This is a genomic window from Ruegeria denitrificans, assembly GCF_001458295.1.
Lineage (GTDB): Bacteria > Pseudomonadota > Alphaproteobacteria > Rhodobacterales > Rhodobacteraceae > Ruegeria > Ruegeria denitrificans.
The window spans coordinates 36415-53726 of sequence record NZ_CYUD01000021.1 but is presented as its reverse complement, the minus strand read 5'-3'; the positions used below and the strand labels follow the sequence as shown (position 1 = coordinate 53726).

18 protein-coding genes are annotated in these 17312 nt (G+C 55.2%); 6 read left to right on the top strand and 12 right to left on the bottom strand.

Features of this window, described 5'->3' with window-relative positions; genetic code table 11:
• Positions 1 to 209, top strand: a 209-nt coding sequence (locus RUE5091_RS23455) for a hypothetical protein (protein ID WP_207383763.1), incomplete at its 5' end; no start/stop codon positions are given.
• 35 nt (positions 210 to 244) lie between these two features.
• On the opposite strand, the gene RUE5091_RS21260 is transcribed toward RUE5091_RS23455, so the two are convergent.
• From RUE5091_RS21260 to RUE5091_RS21240, 5 genes are all read right to left on the bottom strand, one after another.
• Positions 245 to 814 carry a hypothetical protein gene (locus tag RUE5091_RS21260; RefSeq protein WP_131726355.1) on the bottom strand — a complete coding sequence of 190 codons (570 nt, stop codon included), beginning with the start codon at positions 812 to 814 and terminating at the stop codon, positions 245 to 247.
• A 251-nt stretch (positions 815 to 1065) separates the two neighbouring features.
• Entirely contained in the window at positions 1066 to 2067 is a 1002-nt protein-coding gene (gene cydB / locus RUE5091_RS21255) for a cytochrome d ubiquinol oxidase subunit II (protein ID WP_058283948.1), read from the bottom strand.
• Positions 2067 to 3449 (bottom strand): cytochrome ubiquinol oxidase subunit I, encoded by a 1383-nt coding sequence (locus RUE5091_RS21250; protein ID WP_058283953.1) that lies wholly within the window; start codon positions 3447 to 3449, stop codon positions 2067 to 2069. The genes cydB and RUE5091_RS21250 overlap by 1 nt, the downstream gene beginning before the upstream one ends.
• 399 nt (positions 3450 to 3848) lie before the next feature.
• Positions 3849 to 4139: a glycine zipper domain-containing protein gene (locus tag RUE5091_RS21245; protein WP_058283947.1), complete on the bottom strand. Its 291-nt coding sequence runs from the start codon at positions 4137 to 4139 to the stop codon at positions 3849 to 3851.
• 143 nt (positions 4140 to 4282) lie between these two features.
• Positions 4283 to 5290, bottom strand: coding sequence for a helix-turn-helix domain-containing protein (locus RUE5091_RS21240; protein WP_058283946.1), 1008 nt, complete (start codon positions 5288 to 5290; stop codon positions 4283 to 4285).
• A 137-nt stretch (positions 5291 to 5427) separates the two neighbouring features.
• Here RUE5091_RS21240 and RUE5091_RS23150 point away from each other — a divergent pair, with 137 nt between their 5' ends.
• From RUE5091_RS23150 to RUE5091_RS21230, 3 genes are all read left to right on the top strand, one after another.
• Entirely contained in the window at positions 5428 to 5625 is a 198-nt protein-coding gene (locus RUE5091_RS23150; RefSeq protein WP_131726354.1) for a hypothetical protein, read from the top strand.
• Positions 5626 to 5687: 62 nt separating this feature from the next.
• Positions 5688 to 6068, top strand: coding sequence for a hypothetical protein (locus RUE5091_RS21235; protein WP_058283945.1), 381 nt, complete (start codon positions 5688 to 5690; stop codon positions 6066 to 6068).
• The gene (locus tag RUE5091_RS21230) at positions 6065 to 7282 is read left to right on the top strand and encodes an HlyD family secretion protein (protein ID WP_058283944.1); all 1218 of its coding nucleotides are present in this window, start codon (positions 6065 to 6067) and stop codon (positions 7280 to 7282) included. The genes RUE5091_RS21235 and RUE5091_RS21230 overlap by 4 nt, the downstream gene beginning before the upstream one ends.
• A 585-nt stretch (positions 7283 to 7867) precedes the next feature.
• On the opposite strand, the gene RUE5091_RS21225 is transcribed toward RUE5091_RS21230, so the two are convergent.
• Positions 7868 to 8371, bottom strand: a complete 504-nt coding sequence (locus RUE5091_RS21225; RefSeq protein ID WP_207383762.1) for a kynureninase/PvdN C-terminal domain-containing protein — start codon at positions 8369 to 8371, stop codon at positions 7868 to 7870.
• A 179-nt stretch (positions 8372 to 8550) separates the two neighbouring features.
• Here RUE5091_RS21225 and RUE5091_RS21220 point away from each other — a divergent pair, with 179 nt between their 5' ends.
• Both RUE5091_RS21220 and RUE5091_RS21215 read left to right on the top strand, forming a co-directional pair.
• Entirely contained in the window at positions 8551 to 9282 is a 732-nt protein-coding gene (locus tag RUE5091_RS21220; protein WP_058283942.1) for a GntR family transcriptional regulator, read from the top strand.
• Between the two features lie 23 nt (positions 9283 to 9305).
• Entirely contained in the window at positions 9306 to 10199 is an 894-nt protein-coding gene (locus tag RUE5091_RS21215) for a tryptophan 2,3-dioxygenase (RefSeq protein WP_082643772.1), read from the top strand.
• A gap of 594 nt (positions 10200 to 10793) precedes the next feature.
• Here RUE5091_RS21215 and RUE5091_RS21205 read toward each other — a convergent pair.
• The 6 genes from RUE5091_RS21205 to RUE5091_RS21185 form a co-directional block, all read right to left on the bottom strand.
• Positions 10794 to 11084 (bottom strand): MarR family winged helix-turn-helix transcriptional regulator, encoded by a 291-nt coding sequence (locus tag RUE5091_RS21205; protein WP_058283940.1) that lies wholly within the window; start codon positions 11082 to 11084, stop codon positions 10794 to 10796.
• A 291-nt stretch (positions 11085 to 11375) separates the two neighbouring features.
• Entirely contained in the window at positions 11376 to 11510 is a 135-nt protein-coding gene (locus RUE5091_RS23785) for a hypothetical protein (protein ID WP_279385389.1), read from the bottom strand.
• Positions 11511 to 11965: 455 nt separating this feature from the next.
• Positions 11966 to 13792 carry a BCCT family transporter gene (locus RUE5091_RS21200; RefSeq protein ID WP_058283939.1) on the bottom strand — a complete coding sequence of 609 codons (1827 nt, stop codon included), beginning with the start codon at positions 13790 to 13792 and terminating at the stop codon, positions 11966 to 11968.
• 122 nt (positions 13793 to 13914) lie between these two features.
• Positions 13915 to 14922, bottom strand: coding sequence for an Ldh family oxidoreductase (locus RUE5091_RS21195; RefSeq protein ID WP_058283938.1), 1008 nt, complete (start codon positions 14920 to 14922; stop codon positions 13915 to 13917).
• A gap of 51 nt (positions 14923 to 14973) precedes the next feature.
• Positions 14974 to 15624 (bottom strand): DUF3726 domain-containing protein, encoded by a 651-nt coding sequence (locus tag RUE5091_RS21190; RefSeq protein ID WP_058283937.1) that lies wholly within the window; start codon positions 15622 to 15624, stop codon positions 14974 to 14976.
• Positions 15621 to 17312 carry a hypothetical protein gene (locus RUE5091_RS21185; protein ID WP_058283936.1) on the bottom strand — a complete coding sequence of 564 codons (1692 nt, stop codon included), beginning with the start codon at positions 17310 to 17312 and terminating at the stop codon, positions 15621 to 15623. Before RUE5091_RS21185 ends, RUE5091_RS21190 begins: the two co-directional genes overlap by 4 nt.

Genomic DNA, 17312 nt, shown 5'->3' with positions numbered 1-17312 from the left:
AAAAAGACCGCGAATATCACCAGAAAACACTTGCAATGCAGGAGCCACCCACAGATGCCGTTGATGGTGATCAGTGCTGCAAATGCAGCGAAGGCCCGCTTGGTGGCCAGTTGCACTACGGCGGTGGAGACCTTGGCGAATGTTTCTTATGGGCCGTTCCTTGTTTGGGCAGAATGGCTTTCGCTTGCGGGATGCTGCGTCGCCTCTAACGGCTACTCTGAGCCCAAAGCGGAAGTTCACTCGCCTAAAGCGAAACGAGTGGTTTTGGACGATTTTGCATTAGCCTGGTCCCAAGTAGCAAAGACAAACATCCAAACGCCAATCCCATAACGAGGGCATTGGCAACGAAGATACCGCCAAACAGGGATATCGCTGTTCTTCCCGCCTGCTCGATAGACGTGTCTACTACGATCGATACCCAGTCTTTCAGGTATAATGCGAACAGGATCGAAAGCCCTACGGGCGAAATGATAAGCGCTGCACCGAGAGAGGCCAATCCTCGCCCAAGGACGGCTCGCAGTGTTGAACCTTTCAGTACTATTGCGGCTGTGGAAGCAAAAACGACAAGCGCAGAGAGCAGGACGAGCAACATATCCAAAATTGGGAAGAGGTCTTTCGTAACAGTTCCTGTAAGGGCCGAAGTGAATGGCAATAGAACGAAGGTCGCAAACCCTGCTGCAAGGAGCCCTGTGAATAGCTTTGGCAACATGCCAGACGAGCGGCTATCGCCCAGCTTTTGTTGCTTAGGTAGAGTGGGCAGAGCCGGGTCAATCTGATCCCACTGCACAGACATTTGTTTTTGACGAGAAAGCATTACAGCCCCCTTGCATTGTTAAGTTTGAGACGACCCAGCCAGCCGCGTGTTATTGGAAATCTGGTGAGCTGGAACGGGGTTTCTTTCGGCGCTTGGACTAATGTTTGCGCGAGCTGGACATGCCGACGTGCGAGCATTGGTATCTTTGCAATTTCAGGTGATGAACAACCTGATTACGTAAGCGACATTGGCTAGGCACAAGACGCTGCCGAACCAGATTGCGCTGAACCAGAATACTTGCTTTAGCAGTTTCAATGATAGCTCTCCTCTGGATCGATTTTTCCGCGGAAAACCCAGTACGTGTAGGCGGTGTAGGCCAGGATCACAGGCAGCAGAATGACGGCTCCGACCAAAGCAAAGGCCAAGCTGCTGTCTGGCGCTGCGGCTTCGGCAATCGTGAGGCTTGGGGGTAGCATATAGGGATAGAAACTGATCCCAATGCCAATGAAGCACACGACGAACAAGGCAATGGCGCAGAAGAAGGGCTGATAGTCGCGCTGTGTCTTCAGGCCGCGATGAAGCATCCAAGCAATGAGAGCAACAACAGCCGGCACACACACAGAGAAAACTACACCGGGCCACGAAAACCATCTGATCAGATAGATCGGATCTTGGAACGGGGTCAAAAGACTGACGAGGCCAATCAACCCGAGCGTCATGAGCATCAGTGGACGTGCATAGGAACGCATCTGGTGCTGTATTCCGCCCGTTGTTTTCATATTGAGCCAGGTCGCGCCCAGCAAGGCATACCCGATCACCAAGGCCACACCCGATAGGACAGAGAACGGCGTCAGCCAATCCCACTGTGCACCTGCGTACACCCGATCCTCGATCGGGATACCCTGAACCAGGGCGCCAAGCGTGATGCCTTGGCCGAAGGCGGCCAGGGTTGACCCACCGTGAAACGCAACATCCCACAGCCAACGCCCGCGAACCGTTCGCCACCGGTATTCAAAGGCGACACCGCGAAAAACAAGCGCAAGAAGCATGATGATGATGGGAATATAGATCGCAGGCATCACCACAGAATAGGCCAGCGGGAAAACTGCGAACAAACCGCCGCCCCCCATGACCAGCCAGGTCTCGTTCCCGTCCCATACCGGTGTGACCGAGTTCATCATGACATCACGATCTTTGTCGGTTTTCGCGAATGGAAAGAGGATTCCAATTCCAAGATCGAACCCGTCCAAGATCACATAAGTCAGAACGGCAAAGGCAATGATACCTGCCCAGATTGTCGAAAGTTCAAGCATTACGCTGCCTCCGCCAAGGTAGAGACTTCAATGGGTTTGTGACTTTGCTGGAAACCTTCGACAGGTGGTTTTCCCATGAGGCGCAGCATGTAGAACGTGCCTGCTCCGAAAACCGCGAAATATACGACGATGAAGGCTATAAGAGATGCTGCGACAGCAGGCGCATCCACTTGTGACAGGGAGTCTGATGTCCGCATCAGCCCGTACACCGTGTACGGCTGGCGCCCCACTTCGGTGGTGATCCAACCGGCCAGCACCGCCACAAACCCACTGGGCGCCAAAAGAACGGATGTCCGGTGCAACCAACGATCTTCGTTGAGGCGGCCGCGAACCCGTTGAACAAGCGACCACAAGCCGACACCCAACATGGCAAAGCCAATAGCGAGCATGACACGAAAGCTATAAAAGACGATCGCAACCGGGGGTTCTTCTTCGTCAGGAATGGTGTCCAGCCCATCAAGTGGCGCGTTCAGGTCATGTTTCAGGATCAGCGACGAAAGTTTCGGAATAGCGATGGCATAGTCCACGCGCTTCTCATCCTCGTTTGGAATACCAAACAGGATCAGTGGGGCACCTTCGGGATGGCTGTCGAAGTGACCCTCCATCGCCATCACTTTCTGCGGCTGATGCTCCAGTGTGTTCAAACCATGAAGGTCGCCGGCGACGATCTGCAGAGGGGTGACTAGAACGGCCATCCACATTGCCATCGAGAACATTCGAGTGACCTCAGCCGTGCGATTGCGGCGTAGCAAGTGCAATGCCGCAACCCCGGCCACCACAAATGCAGTGGTGAGATAGGCGGCTAGAACCATGTGTGTCAGGCGGTAGGGGAAGGACGGGTTGAATACAATCGACCACCAGTCAACGGGAATGAACTGCCCCAGCTCGTTGATGTCGAACCCAGCCGGGGTTTGCATCCAAGAATTGACCGACAAGATCCACGTAGCCGATATCAGAGTGCCAAGAGCGACCATCGCTGTGGCCATCATGTGCAAGCTCGGACCGACGCGTTCGCGACCGAACAGCATAATGCCGAGGAAGCCTGCCTCCAGGAAAAAGGCCGTCATGACCTCGTAAGCCATCAAGGGCCCGATTACAGGGCCTGCGGTATCCGAGAATGTGCTCCAATTGGTACCGAATTGGTACGACATCACGATCCCGGACACGACACCCATCGCAAAACCAACTGCGAAGATCTTTTTCCAGTAGTTGAACAGGTTGAGGTAAGTCCTGTCCTTGTGCCATAGCCAGAGGCCATTGAGAACGGCCAAGAAGCTTGCCAAGCCGATAGAAAAGGCCGGGAAGATGATGTGAAACGACACAGTAAAGGCAAACTGGATGCGTGCCAGAGTCTCTGCGTCAAAGTTTGCGAATAAGTTCATTGCCGTTTCCTTTGGCATTGGGTTGCAAAGTGCGGCAGTGAGCAGAAGTACCTCGGCTGCCAGCTCGTCGATGTCATTCAGATGAGCCGGATTTGGGTTGTTGCCTGTATCAGTTCATTTGGGTTCTGGACGGTTGTTTTTGGGTTTTGGACAATACCGGGGTCGAGATTGGCGACTGAAGTCCGGAACCGCGGCTTCCTCAAACGTGTGACGCTTGAGGGTCCAAAACAAAGTTGCCATCCGGCTCATTTATCGAGCCGGATGGCAACCTATCAGAAACTGTACGAGTTCTGTGCGGGATGGACAGTCAAACTGCGTCTGGATGCTAACAGCGCATGCTGACCGGTCAGGTTTGTTCGGCTATGTTTCTCCTTTTTCTATTTCACTAGTGATCAAACTTTAGTCGTTCCAGTCCTTGTGTTCTTCTTTGAAGTCGTCGCGACGCTCTTGAGCTTCGTCCTGCGCGTCTTCGAAGTTGTCCTTCTGGATCGCACCGCCCACGGCACCAACTGCGGCACCCGCTGCAGCGCCACCCACGATGCTTTCGCCTGCGATACCGGCGACAGTGGCGCCGACAACTGCACCCTTGATCGCCTTGTCGGTGACATAGTCAGCATGAGCTGTTGCCGCCATGGTGATCAGAAGTGCGCCTGAGATCGGGGCGATAATGAATTTCTTCGAGGTCTTCATAGGGTTCATCCTTGTTCTGGGTTAGCAACCACCGTGGCTGCTGTGTGCCATTGAACTAGGTGACCCGATGGCCCGCTTTCTTTTGGAGACGGGACAAGGTTTTGTGGATCTTGGACATCTTTCGATCCCCGGTGCCAGTCCCTCTAGCGGCCAGCTTTACGGAATCTGGCAGGCGTTTCACCTGTCCAGCGCTTGAACGCCACCGAAAAGGCGGCCTGATCCGCAAATCCAAGCATGAAAGCGACGCGGGCAACACCTTCTCCACTCCGAAGCATCCGTTTTGACAGATCGCACAACACCCCTTCTAAGAGTGCTTTGAAGCTTGCTCCCTCGGCCGACAGGTGCCGGCTCATAGTGCGCCGCGTCAGTCCAAGCTCTTTGGCTATATCGTCGCCGTTTGGTATCGGTCCGGGAAGACGCTCCCCGAGCATGTCCACAATGCGGTCGGACAGACTACGGACTGCATCAGGCTGAGCCTTCAGTTGCGCTTCCCCGTGCCTACGTAAATGCCCCAACAAAGTGGGGTCTGCCGTTGGTATCCGAAAACTCATGCCGTTTGGGGGTAGAGCCAAGGCGTATCCGGATTTGAAACCTGAGACTTCACATCCCGCCAAATCCGCCAGCAGCCTACAGTGCTCCGCATCGTCCGTTTCTAACTCGATAGAGATCGGTGCAAGCCCGCCAGAGGTGATTTGTTGAACTCGCTTATAAAGACCGAATATCAGCATTTCGCGGTGGCGAGGGTATTGATGCGCTGGGATAATACTGCTCTCCAGAGTGATCTTTGGCTCATCTGGTGCACCCACGACGTCTAGGCGCAGGTCAGGGTCTTGCATTGCGTAAAAGCGCTGCGTCAATGCCAACGCGTCTTCCACCGTTTCGGCTGCCCGCACGATGTAGGTCAGAAGTGTTCCGGGACCTTGCGCCGAAAGCCCAACCCGCACTGCGAAGGTTTTGTCTTCCAGAACCCGACAAGCAATTTCAACGGCGCCTGCTTCATGCAGCAGCTCGACAGTGGCATCGGGGCTGTCAACGATATCAGAGGGTGCCCCCGCCATTTCCAGGACTTCAAGAAACGGAACCCGCGCGCCGGGTTCTTGCGAATAACGCAGCGCGACATTTTGCAGTCTGTAAGCACTGATGCGTGGCACTTTTGCGTTCTCCCCTGACTTGCACGCAACTCCCTGCAGTCACTGCAATTGTCCAGAAGCCAATAACAAATGTCCAGAACCCTCAGGATCGAGGACGCGATGACGGTTAGGTCCCGATCATCAGAAAGGAAATGACCATGATCTACTTCGCAAGGTACTACCGCGTACTGAAGGCAATTCAAAACTCCGCCAAACAAGAATGGTCCGGTGAGAGCATCCACGGCCTGCACACTTCGGCGCTTGGTGAAAAAACACCGGATGGGCGTCGCTGGGACCCTCCCTACACCCCGCCGGAACAGCCCTCAGACCCTACACAACAACAAACCGAGAATTGAAGTTCTCCAAACACCGAAAATCTACACGCGCAGCGCGGCTGCGCTACAAAAGGACATGAAAAATGAAACCACCCGCGTTCCTGATGGCGCCTGTACTTGGCCTCATCTCAACTCCTGCCTTCGCTGCTAGCGGTGATCCCAGATGGTGGGTCGCGCCCAATCAAACCGACACCTACGCATGGGTCGGCTTGGTCGTTCTCGCCCTTGCGATCCTGCTGGTCGTACACCTCTATGCGCGCTTTGAACGCTACACCGAACACAAGTCAATCGGCACTCCGCTGCGCACAACAATTCCGACGATGCTCACTGTCGCCTTGGCGTATGAGTTGATGCCTGCCCTGAGCCACTTCAGCAGTCTACTGCCGGGCGCCCTAATCCTGACCGCAATCGCCCGCGACTTCATGTTGTGGTGGCGTCCATCGAAAGAGGAGTTGGTAAAATGATTGAGCTTCTCGTCACATCTTTTCCGTTTGTCCTACGCGTGATTTATCTGAAATGGCGCGGGCTGCCAGTCACCCTGTACAATGTTCACCGGGCGCTCTTCATGTGGTTCGTCCTGGCCCTGATCGTGTTCTTTGCCGTGTTCTACTACTACCCTAAATCCTACACTGGCCTCGTGCCTTTCAGAACTGTTCCGGTCGTTGCCGAGAACGGTGGAACCGTCACAGACATCTATGTAAAGGGCGGTGATCGGGTAGAACCGGGCGATCCGCTGTTTGCCGTCGAGAACGCTTCTGAACAAGCCGCCGTAGAACTCGCGACGCGCAAAGTTGAAGAGATCGAAAGCGCGAAATTGGCTGCTGAGTTGCAAGTCCAGACCGCGCAGGCCGTTCTGGATGCCGCGATCACCGCCAGAGAGCAGGCCGAATTGGTACTCATGGATCACGAGGCGCTACAAGCAAAAGGCTCTGCGGCATTTCAAGTAAGTCAACTGGAACGCGCGCAGGCGACCTTGAGCACTCGAGAAGCCGAGGTTGAGGCTTCCGAAACGCAACTTGGTGTGGCAAAAGTTCAGGCAACTGCTGTTCTGCCCGCCCAACTTGCATCAGCGCGTGCATCTTTGAAGCAGGCTCAAGTGGAGCTGTCAAAGACTCTGACTCTCAACTCTGTCGACGGTGTAGTTGAACAAGTCACCCTAAACGTTGGGTCACGCGCGGCACAAGCTGCGATGAGCCCCGCAATGCTGATCGTACCCGACCGAAAAGATGTAGAGAAAGGACGTGTCGTAGCCGGCTTCTCACAGGTTTCTCGCACCGAACTGTACGAAGGTATGGCCGCAGAGGTGGCATGCGAAAGCAACTTCAACATCTCGATGCGCAACACCGTTCTTCCTGCAAGGATCGTACGTATTCAGGAGCAGATTTCTTCCGGTCAGCTAGCGCCTAGCGGTCGCCTGATTGAGCCCAGTGAGAAGGCAAAACGGGGTCAGATCGTTGTGCATCTCGACCTGGTGCACCCAGAGCACCGCGAACTTTTGGTTCCAGGTAGCGGTTGCATTGTACAATCCTACACCACCAATTTTGAAGGCGAAATGGAAGGAACACTTGTCGCCCACGGGATTCAGGCCATGGGTATCATCAAGGCGGTCGGTCTACGGGTTAAAGCTTGGTTCGGTCTGACTTCGGGTATCGGCTTAATCGGTGGTGGTCACGCCTGACTTTCCAACTGCATCCATTTTTAACAAGTGCGGCTCCCAACAAGTGTTGGGAGCCGTTTCGACAATTTGCAGACAGATCGCATGTCAAATAAATGCGAGTTTTGTGACGGCTTTCTACTACACGGCGAACGATTTGATTGTCCGCTCAGGTGATCTTATGCAGGAAAATGACAACCACATACAGTAGCCCGGAATGTCCGTTTCGTCCGCACAGCCGCCGTACGCTCCTATTAGCGAACTATCGCATCTTGGCCCGCTTCTGTTGCAAAGATTACTGAAGTTCAGAGAATTACATCTGACCTGCTTTGGTATGCGACCAGCTCTTTGAATTGTTGAAAGGGACAGAGCCTTGGTGTGTATTGGTGAAAACCGCGTCGACTGTAACGGATGACAGTGAAGTTGGTAGCCAACATATCAGGCAAATCGCCCCAGGCTTGCGGCGAGGTTCCGTTCACCAGGATCGGGGGGGCTATCACCTGTTGACGTGATCTTCAGCGTCTGTTCCTTTTCTTGTCCTTCAACTGTGAATCTGACCCGCAACGGAGACATTGGTTTCAGCGAGTATTGCCGCTTTAGGTTTTCAGTTCACGTAACAACTACGCGTTCGACAAACGCCGGATCGGTCCACACTTTGCGGCGCATACAATCCGCTATCACTTCAACGGCATCAAACAGGTCTACATAGCGCAAATAATACGGTGCTAACCCGAACCGCATGATGCCCGGTTCGCAGAAATCGCCGATCACGCCTTGTTCGATCATTGCCCTGACGACAGCATAGCCATCTCCGAAATCGAACGGTACGGCATGGCCCCACCATTCGGAAAGCGGTTGCCTTGCTTCGGAATGATGACGCTCGGCCACATAAACATCGGCCGGGGCACCACGGCCTCCAATCACATATTTGTAAGTGCAGCCTACAGCGAAATCGACGCCCAACCCGTCCAGATCCATGGGGACTACCCCGCCGGAATGACGCAGATCCCAGATGATCAGAGCGCCCGCCTCGTGAGCCAACCGGGTCATGCGTTCCATATTCATCAACTGACCCGAGCGGTAGTCGACATTTGACAGCAAAACAGCTGCCACCTGATTATCCACGCAGCCCGGCGAATTCGTCCTGTGCATCAAGTTCAGCGCAATGGTTACGTGTCAGCATCGAACGTGTCCCTCTAAGTTTCGGGCGACGACGCCTGCTGTTAGAAATTTGTTTACAATATTGAAGACAAATTCCTATAATTTATACAAAATTATGAATTATATAAAATATGACTCAAAACAAGCTATCCACCGCAGAACAGGTTTACGCGGATTTGCGGGCTCTGATCCTGAACGGGACGCTGAGGGCCGCTCAAAATCTGCGGGCAACCGCCTTAAAAAATGAATACGGATTTGGCCTGACACCGCTGCGCGAGGCCCTGAATCGTTTGAATACGGAGCACCTGGTTGTCTCGAACTTCAATCAGGGTTTTCGGGTCGCCGACATTTCCCTGTCTGAGCTTGAAGACCTCGGCCGCACCCGGATTTTACTGGAAACGGCTATGCTTACCGAAGCCATGGAACGTGGTGACGACGCTTGGGAGAGTGCAATCGTCGCTGCGCATTATCAGCTGGGCAAGCTTGATCCGCCCTCATACGACGCCGATGACGCGGCGATGACCCTATGGGAGCAGCGCCACGAAGCCTTTCACGAGGCGCTGTTTTCAACCTGCCAGTCGCCGTGGCTGCGGCGTCTAGCCAACACGATCGACGCACAACGCAAGCGATATCACAGGAATATTCTGCTGGGCGTTGGGGAAATGGCCCAATCGGATTTGTGCAACGTAGTCAACGCGCGTCTAGCGCAGATCATGGGCCTGCAACCTCATACCGAACTGATGGAAGCCGTATTGGCGCGCGATATTGAGCGCGCCTGTACTCTGCAGACAAAGCATGTCGCTCTGACTTCGGAAGCTTACCTGAGTATTAAAAAGCTTTTGAACGAACAACGTGCGGCGTGAATATCCAGTAAAGGGGATAGACATTGGAAACGAACGACAAGGGCGAGCGTCTGCTGAAACGGGGCGTCGAGGAAACGCTGGTCACCGATTTCGCCACCAAGCACCGCAGCAGCTATGGCGATTTTCTGGAGCTCAAGACTCTGCTAAACCTTCAAAAAACGTTCCAGGACCCAGCGGAACCGGATGAGCTGTTGTTTCTGATCATCCATCAGGTCAGCGAGCTGTGGCTGAAGCTGATGCATCATCAGTTGGTCGAAGTGCGGCGGTTTCTGCGACAGGATGACTTTGGTCCGGCTCTTAAAAATATCGATCGGATCAAGGCGATTCAGCGCCAGCTGATTGCAGCCTGGGAAACGCTGCTCACGATGACGCCGGCGGATTACATGACATTTCGCGACGCGCTGGGAAGTTCTTCGGGTTTTCAAAGTTATGGCTATCGCCAGATCGAATTCATTCTGGGCAATAAGGATGTCTCAACCCTGAAGGTCCATCGACACGACCCCGAGGTGATGGCAGAACTTAATGCCGCACTGAACAAGCCCTCGCTTTATGACGAAGTGATCATGATGTTGGCACGGCAGGGTTTTGATGTGCCGGCCGATCTGCTGGATCGAGATTTCTCGCAACCGTACGCGGGCGATCCGCGGGTCGTGAAAATCTGGATCGAGGTCTACAAGAACACTGGAAAATACTGGGATCTGTATGCGCTGGCCGAAAAGCTGATGGATGTAGAATCCCTGTTCCAGCGCTGGCGCTTTGACCATGCAACCGCAGTAGAGCGGGTGATCGGGATGCAGCCGGGCACCGGCGGGTCCAGCGGCGTGGCGTTTTTGAAAAAGGCGCTGGAGTTGAAATTCTTTCATGACCTCTACGACATGCGTTCGCAGCTGTTTTACGCGCAGGAGAGTGACGCTTGAACTTTCGCGGGTTCTCCACCGACGAGCTGAAGCGGGAATATTCCCCGAGCGCACAGATCAGGGGGATCTCTCTAATTATCTCAAGGCTTACACGGATATGAGCGCCGCCGCCCGCGTGGCGCTGAATGTGCGTGAAAACCTGCAATACGGCCCGTCCTAAGCACATGTGCTGGATTATTTCCCGGCGCCTTCAGACCGCGCGCCGTTTCATGTTTTTTTCCATGGTGGCTATTGGCAGGCGCTCAGCCAGCGGGAATCGACCGCAGTGGCACAGCCGATTGTCGGGAGTAGCACGGCCTTAGCGACACTGAACTATACGCTGGCCCCCGCCGCCCGGTTGGATGACATTGTCGTTGAATGTGCGGACGACGGTCAACGACCCCTTGCATCTGACGGAAACGGACATTGGCGATCTGTCCCCGATCCATAACCTGCCTCCCGCGCAATGACTTTTGACCTTCAGCCCGGGAAGCACCACTTCGACTTCATCATGCATCCCGACAGCTATCAACCGACACCTCAGTAGCTGCCCATTCGCTGTGCGTTTGCGGGCCGGCGGCATTGTAACTTCGCCCCGGTAAGGTTTTGGTGCAGCTATTTCAGCGTTGCCAGAAGTGTTCCAATTTCATCCTGACTCAACCCTTCGAACAACTCAGCCCGTGCTGCTGTCACGCCGGCTGCGCATGCTGACAGCCGGTCCTGTCCGGCAGGTCGCAATGTCACCAACGAGAACCGACGGTCATTTGGTGACTGTTCCTTTGCGATAAGGCCTCTGTCCACCATACGGTCGATCAAACGGCTGGTTTCCGTGCGTTCGATATCTGCCAATGAGGCAGGATCGCAGATCGACTTGATCAGCAAGACATTGTAGCAACCGCCATTCAACCAGTTTCAGGCCATGTGGCCGCAGAACGGTGTTCACCATTTCCCGTACCTGAGTGTTCAGTGCACTCAGACGAAACTCGGGTGAATCCTGTTCCTCGACCCTTGCCATGTCGGAATTTAACATAAGACCCATTCCGCAACGGGATGCCGCGACGTTGCGCGAACGATGATAATGAGTGGGGATTGGCGAGCGGTGCTTTTCCGATGATCACAGGATTAATCGTGGATATCAAAAACCAGAAAATCCTGTGCGCCACTTAGCTGATCCCACTTATGTCTGCCGGTTGCCCTTCAGCCAGTTGTCGATGCAGGCTGCGGTGCTTTGAACGAAAAGAAATTCGACCGGAAAAGGAACCGGAACAGGGACGCATCACGTTCTTTCCGAGCGTTGTTGATCAGTTCGAAATACTGCGTGTTGCTAAGCATTGTCTTTCTCCTTGTGTCTGTATACCCAAGGCGGTTGTTGGATTGGTAAAGTAGAATTACCAAATTTGCATAACCGATACCGGACTACATCATCGGATGTATTCGAATTACCTGTTTTGAATAAGCCAGAAATACCGAGTGTTGCGTTGCAAAGTGTTCTAAGGCCCGTGGATAAATTCATCGCAGACAAGACGGCAAACTGACCCAACAGAATTGGGTTGAAGTACGCAGTCACGTTTGAATGTGCCAGGTATCGAGAGGGGTAAAAGAGCTCGGCTGCGTCAACTACGATACAGACCAAAGCAACTTTATGCTAAATATCTTCCCCAGACATTCTGGCGTCGCTGATTTGGGCACAAATACCTAAGGTTGAAAACCTGCAGCAGGCGCAGATGTGACTGAAAGAGAAACGCCGCTCAAGTGAGCGGCGTTTTTGTTGGTTTGTTTGGCCAGGCTTACTCGGCAGCTTGAACTCCAGTGCCCTCAAGCTTGTCGCGCTGCCCGTCACGGTAAAGCGCCTTGGCCAGTGAGACACACATCAACCCCATCACCATGGTGAATGGCAGTGCACCAATAATCATTGCATTGCGCAGTGCGTCCATCGGGTTGTTCTCACCCGCTGCTAGAGTCAGCGCACCAATCACCGCGGTTAGGATCACACCCCAGATGATACGATGCTTGATGCCCGTTTCCTGGCTGCCACCCGACATGATCGTATTCATCACCAGAATGCCCGAGTCCGCAGAGGTCACCAGGAAGGTCATGATCAGGATCACGCACATGACATTCAGCATCGACAGCAGACCACCGTCGATCATGTAAGACAGTGTCACAAACAGCTTGTTGGTGTTCGAGGCCCCGATGATCGCACCTTCGGCCGCGCCCGCCAGTTCAAGGTCGATTGCTGTGCCACCCAGAACCGTCATCCACGCGAAGCACACCAGCGCTGGTGCGAAAACACAGCCCAGGATGAACTCACGCACGGTACGACCCTTCGAGATGCGCGCCAGGAACAGGCCCACAAATGGTGAGAACGCGATCCACCAAGCCCAATAGAACGTGGTCCAACCCGATTGCCAGCCAAACTGACGACCTTGCTCACCGGCGGCATAGGCAGCTGCCAGGGTTGCTTCGTCCAGCTCGGCGGCCGCGCCTTCCAGCCCGCCTTTGAATCCGTCAAAGCTGCCCCAGGCATTGGTTGCGCCACCCATCAGATCTGCAGCATGCGCCTGTGCTTCTGCAGGCAGGGCTGCAGCAAATGCTTCCGCCGACAACGGACCGTATGCACCAAAGCTAAGCGACAGGAAGTGGAAGATATAGTCCACCATCGCCGAACCATACGTGGTCAGTGCAAAGACGAACGAGCCAAATATCACAAATGTACCCAGCAGGATGATTGACAGCACAAGGTTCAGGTTCGACAGGTACTTGATCCCGCGCCCAACACCCGACACCGCCGAGATGATCGACAGCGCCATGATGACGATCAGACCCGCGATCAGGCCTACTTTGGATGGCGCCGGCACTTCACCGCTCAGATCCATTATCCACTGAATGCCTGTAATCGCGTAAACGCCGTCGATAAACTGACTGATACCAAAGCCGATGGTGACCGATACACCCAGGATGGTCGCAACCACGCCCAGAACGTCCACCACATGACCCAGAAAACCGTTCATCAGCTTGCCAAACAGCGGCGTCAGAGCCGCGCGGATCGTCAATGGCATGTTGCGTGTATAGGCGTAGTAGGCCAGCGACAGGCCGGTCACCACATAAATCGCCCAGGCATGAAAGCCATAATGCAGAAATGTGTAGCGATAAGCCGATTGGATCGCCTCGGGCTCATTGCCCGGAACATTGCCTGCAACCACCACGGGGTTCGAACCCCACAGGCCTAGCGGCTCGGCCGTGGCAAACACCATCAGACCCACGCCCAGACCGGCCCCAAACATCATCGAGAACCATGAAAAGTTTGAAAACTCGGGCTTTTCGCCGGGTGTACCCATGACCCGCTTGCCGGTACCTGGAAGGATGGCCACCACCACTAGGAACAGGAAAAACAGACCAACGATGATGACGTAGAAGCCGTTGAAGCTTTCCAATAGTTTGCCGTTCCAGCTGCCCAAAGTGCCATTGGCATTAGCTGGAAACATCAGCGCCCATAACACCAAGGCAACCATGATCGCCTTGCTTATCAGCGCAATGGGTACGCTGTAGTTTTCGTAAAAACCGTCATCCGCGGTTTTTATCTCTAAGTCCGTAAACGGTTCCTTTATCGACATCTCTGTTCTCCCTTGTCGGTAAATGGCTTGTTATTTTCTTTGAAAGTGCGCCATACCAGCCAAGTTTACAGATGGGGCGCAGCTCAGTTTGTTCTTCTCCGTCCGTTTTTCGCTTCTTCGCGTCACAGAAGCGCGCGGACTTTTTCCAGAAGGGCGGCGTTCACGGCTACACCTTTCTTTGCTGCACCCTCCCGGCACTTTTTGCGACCATCGCCCGGCAGGCGGGCACCGTCTTGTGAGCGGACCGAGTCGATCAACTCGGCCAGTTTGTCTTGAAACAGCCCGCCCGACGTTGCTTGTGGGTCAATGGCGATAAAAAATTGACCGGTTTTCGGCGGGCCGCCCGCCGTGCCCGAGAACGGGCTGGCCACTGATCCCAGCGCAGCACCTGCCATGGCGGCGGCCATCAGCTCGACTGTCAGCGCAATACCCACGCCCTTGTAGCCGCCCGAAGGAACCATCGAGCCTTTCAGACCGGCCTCGGGGTCGGTGGTCGGTTGACCGTTTGCATCCAGCACCCAGCCTTCTGGTACGGGTCGACCTTCGCGGGCGTGTTTCATCACCTCGCTTTTGGCAATTGTACTGGCGGACTGATCGATTAGCAGCGCGGCGTTGCCGTCGGCATCAGGGGCGGAAATCGAGAACGGGTTGGTACCAACAACGGGTTTTGCGCCACCCGAAGGCGCAATCGAGGCGGGAGCGTTGGTAAACCCAATACCCAGCAGGCCCGCCTGTGCCAGGCGCTGCGTATGTACGCCCAGAACGCCGCAATTATACGAGTTGTTGACCGCCAGAACCGCAACGCCCAGTTCCCGCGCTAGCGGGATCAGTTTCTCAAAACCCAGATCAATTGCACTGTGGGCAAAGCCGGTGGCGGCATCCACGGTGACAACAGCAGGGCGCGGCAGCGTGACCACCGGTTTCGCAGTGCCGTCCACCTTTCCGCATTCGACATGCTGGGCATAGATCGGAATATAGGCCAGCCCATGTGAAGCCACCCCATCCGCTTCGGTCATCGCAGTCGCAACCGCCAAAGGACGCGCGTTTTCCTCGGACGTGCCGGCATTGACTAGCGCGCGAAAGGCCAGATCTTCGATTTCGGACAGAGATAGGGATTCGGTGGCGATCATTATGGTTTCCGTTCGTGTGTGTTGTGCTCCCCCTGGGGCAGAGGTTGCGTTTCAGTCGTTGTCGCTTAGACCCGCACCGGCGCCGCGCAGGCGGCTTTCTTCGGTTGCGGGAGCGAACGTGCGGTGGGCAAAGGCGCTGAGTCTGTTCCAGTTTTGCTCGGACACATCGGCGCGCAGCATCGGTTCTAGACGCCCGGTCATCTCGGCGGGCGCAGAAAAAACCAGCTTTTCAGCATGGCGCGCCTCAAGCGCATCAGGTGAGGCTTGAACACAAACCTGCCGTCCGTCTGTTGCCAGCCGCGCGCTCTCCCATTCGGCGGCGACCGGCACACCCAGACGCAACGCCGCACCACCCATGAACGGCACCGACAACAAGGGCAGGCTGACGTTTTCCATGGTGATCAAGCCCCGCTCCATCAGACGCACGGCACAATCGCTTAGTGATGCTCCGGCGATCAGCGGACTCATCCGGCGGGTTGGGGCATGCCATATTTCCGCGCTGAGAGAGACCGGCGATACGTCAATCGAGGGGATGCGGTCGTTCATCTCAAGCAGATCGGCCAACATTCCGGCCCCGGAAAACCCAAAGGCCGACAGCCATCGTGTACCTTTTGCGGCCTCTTCGGCCAGACCCCAAGACAGGCCTGCACCGCGCGCGGCGCGTTTACTCATGGCTTCGATTTCATTCAGCGAATGACTCATACCGCAGCCCTTTCAAGCTCGGGGAAGATCCAGAAATCGGCATTTTCTGACGTCAATTCGTAGGGCAGGGGGGCATTTTCATACATGCAGATCCGGACCCAGCGGTCCGAACGGGGATCAAACTTGGTCGCCCCGAAGAAGGACAATTTGCAGCGCAACATGTCGATGGGCAGCACCCGGTCCGAGATCGTATTATCCCGGATTTCAGCATAAGGTGCGCGGCCTACGATTTGGACACGTCGTAGGACGTGACGGTGTTCAGGATGGCGCAGCAGAAAATTCGCAACCTGCGCCTCGTCCGACCAATGGGCCAGAGAGTGATACAAAAGCGCCGCATCCCGCCCGGGTGCCAGAGGCTGTTCATATTCCTCTATGGGTTCCTCGAAACGTTCACCCAGGCGCGGTTCCAGCTTTTCTTCGGACACGTACCAGGCCCGGGCCTTGCTGGCCGGGGTCGACCAATCCGTCTCTATCGCCCAGCCATAGATGTCCTTCAACAACACCCGCAGATCGCCGATCTTCATGGCACCCGCAATTCGAAAGGTTGCGGTGTTGTCTGCCGCCATGCCTTCGGCAAACCCGTCCACCAGTTCCCCGTATGGTTCCAGGATCAGCGACGCAATCCACTCCTGCCCTTCCAGTGTCAGGCTATTCTCGGCCCAAGTATATAGTGCGTCCCAGGGATAGTCCGCTCCTAGATCGGCGCCGGTCAGATATTCGGTGACCTTGCCGACATCGCCGCGTAGAGCCGCCAGTTTTTCAATCTGGATCGGGTGTTCTGAATGCCAGGTTTCAACGATCTGCGTGTTGCGTGCCAGCATATCGCGAAACAGGGCGATTTCAGCCTCGGTTGCCTTTTGAACGGCGCGCACGGCCTGAATGGCCTGCTCTCGTGCAGCCATCCAGTTGTTGAACAGCACCGGGTGGTTCAACAGGAACGGCGCCATGCCCAACCCTGTCGAGTTGCCAATACCGATCGAGCGGGCAATCCCGGGGTCCAGCCGCGCAGCCTGGGATCCGTTTTTCGTTGCGCGTTTATCGGCCATATGTTGCACCAAATCGGTTATGAACCACCGCGTCAGATAGACCGAGAGCATCTCAACTTGGAACGGCACGCGGAATTCAGGGCGGTCGGCGATCATCTCACGATCTGCCGCACCCAGCTTGCCCGAGCCGTAAACGGCTGTCGTGCGCATCAGGTAACCAACGTCTTCGATCTTTGCGGTCGACGGCTGGCGTCCCTCGGCCAGTTCGCTGACGACATGTTCCCACAGGCGCACGGATCGGTTTGCCCGCGAAACCGACAGTTCAGTACCAGTCACACGTCCGGCCTCTTGCACCGGGATATTCAGCGACAAGCGTTCAATGTCGTCGGCGGATGGCACCCCGTCAAACAAAGTGAATGTGGCATCCCAGGCCTCGGCAATCACTCGGTCTGACCGTTTTTCGGGCGGCAGGTCATGGGCATAGGCGATCAGCGAATAGGATGAATTCGGCCCGTGCGCGGTATACACGGCATGGCCGACGCCGTTTTCGTCGATCTCGAAAGCAGATTGTTCAAACCGCCAATTTTCTCGGGCCAGCCGCCGCGTCAGAATACGCATGAATGACAGGCGCGACTGGTGCATTGATCCAAGGCGCGCAAGACGCATCACCAGCTTTGGGTCGCGTTTGGCAACATCAGTCAT